This is a genomic window from Aeromonas sp. 601039, from assembly GCF_049174415.1.
GTDB classification, from domain to species: domain Bacteria; phylum Pseudomonadota; class Gammaproteobacteria; order Enterobacterales; family Aeromonadaceae; genus Aeromonas; species Aeromonas veronii_A.
In genome coordinates, this window is the sequence record NZ_JAAKTL010000044.1 from 1 (window position 1) to 8,526 (window position 8,526).

7 protein-coding genes are annotated in these 8,526 nt (G+C 58.7%); 4 read left to right on the forward strand and 3 right to left on the reverse strand.

The window, feature by feature from the left end; translation table 11 throughout:
* Nucleotides 1–133: 133 nt before the first annotated feature.
* Both G5195_RS20045 and G5195_RS20050 read right to left on the reverse strand, forming a co-directional pair.
* Nucleotides 134–1,399 (reverse strand): inorganic phosphate transporter, encoded by a 1,266-nt coding sequence (locus G5195_RS20045; protein ID WP_005343043.1) that lies wholly within the window; start codon nt 1,397–1,399, stop codon nt 134–136.
* 25 nt (nt 1,400–1,424) lie between these two features.
* Entirely contained in the window at nt 1,425–2,105 is a 681-nt protein-coding gene (locus G5195_RS20050) for a TIGR00153 family protein (RefSeq protein ID WP_005340244.1), read from the reverse strand.
* A 169-nt stretch (nt 2,106–2,274) separates the two neighbouring features.
* Between G5195_RS20050 and G5195_RS20055 the strand changes: the two genes are divergently transcribed.
* Nucleotides 2,275–3,243 carry an inorganic triphosphatase gene (locus tag G5195_RS20055; protein WP_421236410.1) on the forward strand — a complete coding sequence of 323 codons (969 nt, stop codon included), beginning with the start codon at nt 2,275–2,277 and terminating at the stop codon, nt 3,241–3,243.
* A 78-nt stretch (nt 3,244–3,321) separates the two neighbouring features.
* Here the strand turns inward: G5195_RS20055 and dapA are convergent, their stop codons facing one another.
* Nucleotides 3,322–4,194 (reverse strand): 4-hydroxy-tetrahydrodipicolinate synthase, encoded by an 873-nt coding sequence (dapA, locus tag G5195_RS20060; RefSeq protein ID WP_005357833.1) that lies wholly within the window; start codon nt 4,192–4,194, stop codon nt 3,322–3,324.
* Nucleotides 4,195–4,474: 280 nt separating this feature from the next.
* On the opposite strand from dapA, the gene rsmC reads away from it, so the two are divergent.
* The 3 genes from rsmC (at nt 4,475) to glgA (ending at nt 8,322) form a co-directional block, all read left to right on the forward strand.
* Nucleotides 4,475–5,503, forward strand: a complete 1,029-nt coding sequence (gene rsmC, locus G5195_RS20065; protein ID WP_421236411.1) for a 16S rRNA (guanine(1207)-N(2))-methyltransferase RsmC — start codon at nt 4,475–4,477, stop codon at nt 5,501–5,503.
* A gap of 151 nt (nt 5,504–5,654) precedes the next feature.
* Nucleotides 5,655–6,872, forward strand: a complete 1,218-nt coding sequence (gene glgC, locus G5195_RS20070; protein ID WP_421236412.1) for a glucose-1-phosphate adenylyltransferase — start codon at nt 5,655–5,657, stop codon at nt 6,870–6,872.
* Nucleotides 6,862–8,322, forward strand: a complete 1,461-nt coding sequence (gene glgA / locus G5195_RS20075; RefSeq protein ID WP_421236413.1) for a glycogen synthase GlgA — start codon at nt 6,862–6,864, stop codon at nt 8,320–8,322. The genes glgC and glgA overlap by 11 nt, the downstream gene beginning before the upstream one ends.
* Nucleotides 8,323–8,526 lie beyond the last annotated feature (204 nt).

The following is an 8,526-nucleotide window of genomic DNA, read 5'->3' on the forward strand; positions in this document are numbered from 1 at the left end:
GTCCGTTTCACACCTTGTCCCATCGGGTTCTCCATTTATTGGGGGGAAATGTGTAAACCATATTCAGGACGGGACACGCACAATAAAAAAGCCCGAGTCGATGACTCGGGCTTTTTGCTGAATGCCGCTTCGATTAGGAGAAGCAGGCCTGCAGCACGTAGAAGATGGCGATAGCCAGGATGGCACCGGCAGGCAGGGTGATGATCCAGGAGACCACGATGTTGCGCAGTACCCCCAGGTTCAGCGCCGCAATGCCGCGCGCCAGACCGACACCCATCACAGCACCGACGAGGGTCTGGGTGGTGGAGATGGGCAGACCGGTGCCGGAGGCAATCACTACGGTCGCGGCAGTCGCCAGCTGGGCAGCAAAACCACGGCTCGGGGTCAGGTGAGTGATGCCGGTACCGACCGTCGCCATCACCTTCTCGCCCATGGTCGCCAGACCGATCACGATACCGATACCGCCAAGGGGCAGGATCCACCAGGCAATAGCTGCCTGACTGGAAATCTCGCCACCGGAAGCCACGATAGAGGCCACCGCAGAGAGCGGGCCAATGGCGTTGGCCACATCGTTGGAACCGTGGGCAAAGGCCATGGCACAGGCAGTGATCACCATCAGGATGCCGAACACCTTCTCCACGTTGGCGAAGTGCATCTTGCTGTCATCCTGCGGGTTGTACTTCTGGCCGCGAATGTAGATCCAGCCGGCAAACGCCACTGCGATGGAGATGGCGATGGAGAGCAGAATGCCCTCGCCATCGCTCAGGTGCAGACCGACGTGGGTCAGCCCCTTCTTGATGGTCACCAGACAGATCACCAGCGCAGTCAGGAACATGTAGAACGGCACATAGCGCTTGGCGTTGTTCAGGGGATCATCGGTGTTGAAGATAAGCTTCTGCACGCTGATGAACATGAAGTAGGCGATGACACCGGAGATGGCCGGGGTGATGACCCAGGAGCCGACGATGCCGCCAAACTTGCTCCACTGCACCGCTTCCGGGCCAATGCTCACCACAGCGAAACCGACGATGGCGCCGATGATGGAGTGAGTGGTGGAGACAGGCCAGCCGAAGTAGGAGGCGAGGATCAACCAGGCGCCCGCCGCCAGCAGGGAGGCGATCATGCCGAGCACCAGCAAGTCCGGACTATCGACAAACGCATTGCTGTCGATGATGCCGTTACGGATGGTGGCCGTCACTTCGCCACCGGCCAGATAGGCACCGGCAAATTCGAAGATCATGGCAATGATGATCGCCTGACGGATGGTCAGGGATTTGGTGCCGACCGATGTTCCCATGGCGTTGGCTACGTCATTCGCACCAATGCCCCAAGCCATCAAAAAGCCGAACAAGGCCGCCACGAGCACCAGAGTGGTGCCGTAATTCGCGATAATGTCCATTAATAGTGTTTACCCAGTCAGTCGATTACGAACGAGCCAGCATCAGTTCCAGACGGGCGCCTACGCGCTCGGCCTGATCTGCCAGGTCACCTACCCATTCGAGGATCTTGTAAAGGAACATCACATCGATCGGATTGTAATTGTGCTCAACCGCTTGCAGCTGTTGGCGCAGTCCGATCTGCATGGTGTCTGTATCGTCCTCGATCAAATCCAGCTGGTGGATCATCTCGGCAACCATTTCCACTTCCCGTCCTTTGAAGCCGGTCTCGAGCAGCTCGTCGAGCTCCCCGATCGCTTTCTCGGCCTGAGCGGTCGCATCAATACAACGTTTGAGGTAAGCCATGAAATCCGTCCGCATTTCGGCGGGGAACTCCATGCGACGACCAAGCATGCGGCCGGAGATATCCTTGGCACGGTTGGCAATCTTGTCTTGCTGGGTCAACAGCTCCAGCAGGTCGGTACGTGCAACCGGCAGGAACAGGCCGCGAGGCAGTTTCAGACGGATTTCACGCTTGAGGGTATCTGCCTCTTTTTCCAGCTGGGCGATCTGCTGCCGGATCTTCTCGGCATCTTCCCAACGGTCTTCGGCAACGGCGTCAAAGAAAGGAACCAACTGCTGGGAGCACTGGTGAACCTTGACGATATGCTTCTGCAGCGGCTTGATGGGGGACTTGGCAAAAAGCCCCAAAATAGTATTTACTGGCATGGCCAAACCTGTGTCGGTGAAAAAACACTCGATACGATTTTATGAGGCGCGCATGGTAACCGAACTGCGCCCTCAATTAAACCGCGAATTAATCTAGTCGTCTCGCGGGCATTATATCCCCGCGACCCGAATCCTGCCCCCCAAAGTTGCCTGCCAGCCCGGAATGACTATGCAAACTGAGATCGAGATAAAGTTTTTTGTCGCCCGCGACATTCAACCCGAGTTATCCAACCTGCTGAATTCTCTTGAGATTAAAGAATCATCACAACAGCAGCTCGGCAACGTCTATTTCGATACGCCGACCCTGGCTCTGCGCCAACTGGATATGGGGTTGCGCATTCGCCGCTGCGACGCCTTCGCCGAACAGACCATCAAATGCCGCGGCCAGGTGGTGGGCGGCCTGCACGCCAGGCCCGAGTACAACACCCCCGTCAGCGGCGATCTGCCGACCCTCTCGGCCTTTCCTGATGAGATTTGGCCGACCCTGAGCGAGCGCGACCACATTCAACAGCAGCTGGTCGCTCAGTTTCGTACCGACTTCCTGCGCCGCCATTGGCTGATCGCCTTCGAGGGGGCCGAGATTGAGCTGGCCTGGGATCAGGGAGAGATAGTCGGCAGTCAAGGCAGCACCACCATCAACGAGCTGGAACTGGAGCTCAAATCCGGCGCTACCGCGGCGCTGTTTGCGCTGGCCCAACGCCTCGCCAAGCTTGGTGGACTGCGCCTTGGCGCCCAATCCAAGGCCCAGCGCGGCTATCGACTAGCTGGTCTTGGCAAACCGCTGGCCCTGCAGGCGCTGGTCGAACATGAAGGTATGGATGGCACAACGGGGGTAAGCGAGGGGCTGCGTCACTGGCAGCATCACGAGCAGCTCTGGCTGGAGCATCCTCAGGATAAAGGCATTCAACAGCAGGTACTCGCGGCCCTGTGCCAGGGGATCGATCTGGTCGCCCGCAGTGCAGCCACACTGCCACAACCCGCCCCCTGGCTGCCAGCACTGACCAGCCTGCACGCCCATCTGCAAGCCCAATCGGGCGAGCATGACGAGTGGCCTACCGAGCTGGCCGATCTCTTCCTCTATCCGGCGTATGTCGAGTTGCAGCTGGCCATCGCCGCCTGGCTACATCACGCAGCCTGAGTGGGGCGATATCGTAAATAAAGGCCAGAAACAAAAGCCAAAAACAAAACGGGTGAGCCTTGGCTCACCCGTTTTGCACTACAGCAGGTTGAGCTGCTGCATGGCGCTGCGAATGCGCTCGCGGGTCGCTTCTGACAGCGGCATCACCGGCAGGCGGCACTCCTCGCTGCAGAAACCGAGCAGGGAAGCGGCATATTTGGCACCGGCCGGGCTCGGCTCGGCAAACATCGCCTGATGGAGCGGAATCAGCTGGTCTTGCAGCTCACGCGCTTCTTGCCACTTGCCCGCCAGCGTGAGGTTCTGCACCTCGGCCACCAGCTTGGGCGCCACGTTGGCGGTCACAGAGATACAGCCCTGACCGCCGCCGATGTTGTAAGCAACCGCAGTGGCATCCTCACCGGAGAGCCAGGCGAAGGGCTTTTTGATCAGCTGGCGCTCGGTCCAGGGGCGCGCCAGATCGCCGGTGGCATCTTTCACCCCGGCAATGCGCGGCAGCTCGGCCAGACGGGCCAGGGTCGCCGGTTGCACGTCGACGATGGCGCGCGGTGGAATGTTGTAGACGATGATCGGCTTGGCGGTGGCGTCGTGTACCGCCTTGAAGTGGTGGTAGAGCCCCTCCTGATTGGGGCGGTTGTAGTAACCTGCCACATGCAGAGTGGCATCAGCCCCCACCCGCTCGGCATGGAGGGTGTACTCGATGGCTTCGACCGGATTGTTGGAGCCCGCTCCGGCAATCACCGGAATACGGCCAGCGACCTGTTTGACCACCAGCTCCACCACTCGGCAATGCTCGTCGTGGGTCAGGGTCGGGCTTTCGCCAGTGGTGCCCACCGGCACAATGCCGTGAGTACCCTGCTCGATATGCCACTCAACCAGACGCAGCAGCGCCTCTTCATCCAGCTTTCCCTGTCGAAACGGGGTGATCAACGCAACGATTGAACCTTGAAACATGGGATCTCCTTCTCCTAAATGACGCGCATATGGCAATAAAAAACCCCGGTACGATGTGCGCAACCGGGGTTTGAAGCTTCTCAGGGATGAGAGGTTACGCGCGAACGTCGGCAGGCCCGAATTTCAGGCTTTTTTTGTGCTTTCGTTTCAACCCGTTGAACCGCATTTCGTCATCTCTGGTCAAAAAATGGTGTCTGGGCATATTTCGGGAACACGGCATAAATGTCAAGGCGAAAGGGGCTATGTATAATGGCCGCCCAAAATTGCGTGGAGAGACCCGATGAGCAGCCCAATCAATGCCGTCAGCCAGATGCTGGAAAGAAACCAAGCCCTCTTTGTCGGCAAGCGGCTACTTGTCTGTGGCGCGCTGGAGGATGACTACCCCCGCCAGCTGGCGAGCCTGGCCCGGACCCTGACCGTCTTTACCACCGATTACTGCTACTACCGCAGCCAGCAGGCCGCCCTCGGCGAGGCTATCCTGTTCGACCACCAGCTAGGTGGCGCCCCCCGCTTCGATGCCCTGTTGCTGCTGATGCCCAAGGCCAAGGCCGAGGCACAATATCTGCTGGCCATGATGACCCCCTTGCTGGAAGCGGGTGCCGATCTGTTCCTCGCCGGTGAAAACCGCGGCGGCATCAATGGCGCCGACAAGCTGCTGGCCCCCTATGGCGAAAAGCCGATCAAGCGCGATTCGGCCCGCCGCTGCTCGCTCTATCACGGTGAGCTCTGCAAACCGGTCGCCCCGTTCGATCTGGATAGCTGGTTTGGCCGCTATCAGTGCAAGGCCGGTGATACCGAGCTGACCGTGCTGGCGCTGCCCGGTGTCTTCAGCGCCGCCGAGCTGGATCTCGGCACCCAGATGCTGCTGGCCGCCGTGCCGCCGATGAAGGGCGAGCTGCTCGATTTCGGCTGCGGCGCCGGGGTGATTGGGTCCGTGCTGGCCAAGCGCAATCCGGATCTGCGGGTCAACATGGTGGATATCAGCGCGCTGGCGCTCGAATCGAGCCGCCGCACCCTGGCGATCAACGGTCTGCAGGGCAAGGTCACCGCTTCCGATGTCTATTCGGATGTCTCCACCCGTTTCCAGCACATCGTCTCCAACCCGCCATTCCATGCGGGTCTCAAAACCTTCTATGCGGCGACCGAGCAGTTCCTGGCTAAGACGCCGGAATTTTTGCTGCCAAATGGTTCGCTGACCATTGTTGCCAACGCCTTCTTGCGCTACCAGCCTATACTGGAGACACACTTCAAACGGACTGAAGTGATCAGCAGTGATGCCAAATTCAAGGTCTATCTGAGCAAAGTGTAATTAAGTGTAAGCAGTACAAGAAAACAGCTAGAGAGCCCCATACGGGATCTGGTAAGGTACTAAGAGCACGATAAAAACCACCCCTTTAGGGGTGTTTTTATGCCGAGCTTTGAAAACCTTTTCATGTTGTTCATTCAGGGAGAGAAATACGATGGCAGGCATATTGACCATGATCCTGGCTGGTGGCGAAGGTACTCGCCTGCAGCCTCTGACCACCACCCGCAGCAAGCCTTCCGTCCCCTTTGGTGGCAGCTACCGGCTGATCGACTTTGTCCTCAACAACTTCGTCAACGCCGACTTTCTGCGCATCTATGTACTGACCCAATTCAAATCACAGTCCCTCTACCTGCACATGAAGAAGGGGTGGAATATCGTCGGCATCACCGACCGCTTTATCGATCCCATCCCGGCCCAGATGCGGATGGGCAAACGCTGGTATGACGGCACCGCCGATGCTATCTACCAGAACCTCAGTTTTATCGAGCGAGCCGAACCGGATCACGTCTGCATCTTCGGCTCCGACCACATCTACAAGATGGATGTGAGTCAGATGGTCACCTTCCACAAGCAGAAGAACGCCACCATGACGGTCGCGGCACTTCGCATGCCCATCGAAGAAGCGAGCGCCTTCGGGGTGATCGAGGTGGATACCGAAGGGCGGATGATCGGCTTTCAGGAGAAACCGAAGCAGCCCAAGCACATTCCCGGCGATCCGACCCAGGCGCTGGTCTCCATGGGCAACTACATCTTCGAGACCGATGCCCTCTGCCGCGAGTTGAAGCGGGATGCCGCCGAGGAGAACTCCAGCCACGACTTTGGCAAGGATGTGATCCCGAGCCTCTACCCACGTGCCCCCGTCTATGTCTATGACTACAGCACCAACGTCATCCCCGGCGAGAAACCGCACGTCTACTGGCGGGATGTGGGCACCCTCGACTCTTATTGGCAAGCACACATGGACTTGGTGGCCGACAATCCCCCCTTCTCCCTCTATAACCGCAAGTGGCCCCTGCACACCCACTATCCGGCGCTGCCGCCTGCTACCTTCATCGACAGCGACGAGTGCAAGGTGAAGATCGCCAACTCGCTGATCTCCGCCGGTTGCTTCATTCAGGGCAGCCAGATCCAGCGCTCCATCCTCGGTTTCCGCTGCAATATCGGCGCGTGCAGCCATATCAGTGAGTCCGTGCTGCTGGGGGATGTGAAGATTGGTGAAGGGTGCTCCATCCGGCGCGCGATCATTGATAAAAATGTTGAAATTGCGCCCGGCACCGTTATCGGTGAAAATCTGGACCACGATAGAGAGCGATTTACCGTATCCGAAGGCGGTATCGTGGTGGTACCTAAGGGAGCAAGAGTTGGCTATTAACCCACTGAAAATCCTGTTTGTTGCCTCGGAGGTTGAGGGGCTGGTCAAGACCGGGGGCCTGGCCGATGTCGCCAGAGCCCTGCCGATGTACCTGGCCCAGAAGGGGCATGATGTCAGGATCATGTTGCCCTTCTACAAGACGATAAAGCGACGGGATGAGGCCAGACTGGTGGCGTCACGCTGGTTGCCAACCCACCCTGGGCTGCCGGATATCGGTTATCGCATATACCAGATGGAGCTGGATGGCGTCTGCGTCTATCTGCTTGACTGCCCGCAATATTTCGATCGTCCCCAGCTCTACGCCGAGAACAATCAGGCCTATCCGGATAATGGCGAGCGCTTTGCCTTCTTCTCGGCCGCGGCCCTCCATGCCTGCGAGCAGCTCGGCTTTGCTCCGGATATCGCCCACTGCAATGACTGGCACACAGGCCTGCTGCCACTGCTGCTGAAAACCCGTCACGCCCACAACCCCTTCTTCCAGCAAACCCGCAGCGTGATCAGCATTCACAACGCGGCGTTTCAGGGGGTGTTTGGCCGCGAGCAGTTCTGGGCCATGCCCGAGATCGCCGACTACGAACGCCGCATCAACTACGACTACGGCCACGTCAATCTGCTCAAATGCGGGGTGCTCTACGCCGACAAGATCAACGCAGTCAGCCCCAACTATGCCCAGGAGCTGCTGACTCACCTCGGCGCCCACGGCATGGCACATATCTTCCAGCAACGGGCGGCGGATCTCTGCGGCATCCTCAACGGTTGCGACTACAAGGACTGGGATCCTGAGTTCGACGAATTCCTGCCTGCGACCTACAGCATCGACAACATGGCTGGCAAACAGATCTGCAAAGAGAGCCTGCAGCAGGAGGCGGGGCTGGCCGTGGCGGACTTGCCCATCTACGGCATGGTTTGCCGCCTGACCGAGCAGAAGGGCGTTCCCCTGCTGCTCCCTGCGCTGGAGAAATTCCTCCACCATCAGGTACAAGTGGTGATCGTCGGCTCTGGCGATCCTGCGCTCGCCACGCAACTGCAAACCATGGCCCGGGATTATCCGGGCAAGCTCGCCTTCATCAACACCTATGACGATCGGCTGGCTCATCTGGTCGAAGCCGGTGCCGACTTCTTCCTGATGCCCTCTCTGTTCGAGCCTTGCGGCCTCAACCAGATGTACAGTCTCGCCTATGGCACCCTGCCACTGGTGCGCGCCGTGGGGGGTCTGAAAGATACCGTGGTGGATTGGGATGCGGATCCCGAGCATGCTACCGGCTTCTGCTTCAACGATCCGACTGCCGCCATCCTGCTCGATACCATGCGCCGCAGCCTGCTCTATTTCCTGCAGAACAAAGAGCGTTTTGCCAAGGTGCAGCGCAATGCCATGAGCACCCGCTTCAACTGGCCTGACTCGGTCACCCAGTATGAACGGATGTATCAGAACGCATTGGGCCGTTACTGAATGCCAGACGTCGGCTAATTGCTGAAGTTTTGTACCCTTGGCGCCACTTTGGGCGTCAACAGCGAAAAAAGTCCCCTTTGGCTGTTGACGCTCCTTCAAAACTCTATAGAATCCCCCACCGCAGTGATGCGAAGGTGGCGGAATTGGTAGACGCGCTAGCTTCAGGTGTTAGTGTCCCACGGATGTGAGGGTTCGAGTCCCTCT

Excerpts from the sequence above, each read along its gene's own strand:
- G5195_RS20045 (WP_005343043.1), bottom strand. The coding sequence starts at position 1,399 with ATGGACATTATCGCGAATTACGGCACCACTCTGGTGCTCGTGGCGGCC.
- G5195_RS20050 (WP_005340244.1), bottom strand. The coding sequence starts at position 2,105 with ATGCCAGTAAATACTATTTTGGGGCTTTTTGCCAAGTCCCCCATCAAG.
- G5195_RS20055 (WP_421236410.1), top strand. The coding sequence starts at position 2,275 with ATGCAAACTGAGATCGAGATAAAGTTTTTTGTCGCCCGCGACATTCAA.
- dapA (WP_005357833.1), bottom strand. The coding sequence starts at position 4,194 with ATGTTTCAAGGTTCAATCGTTGCGTTGATCACCCCGTTTCGACAGGGA.
- rsmC (WP_421236411.1), top strand. The coding sequence starts at position 4,475 with ATGAGCAGCCCAATCAATGCCGTCAGCCAGATGCTGGAAAGAAACCAA.
- glgC (WP_421236412.1), top strand. The coding sequence starts at position 5,655 with ATGGCAGGCATATTGACCATGATCCTGGCTGGTGGCGAAGGTACTCGC.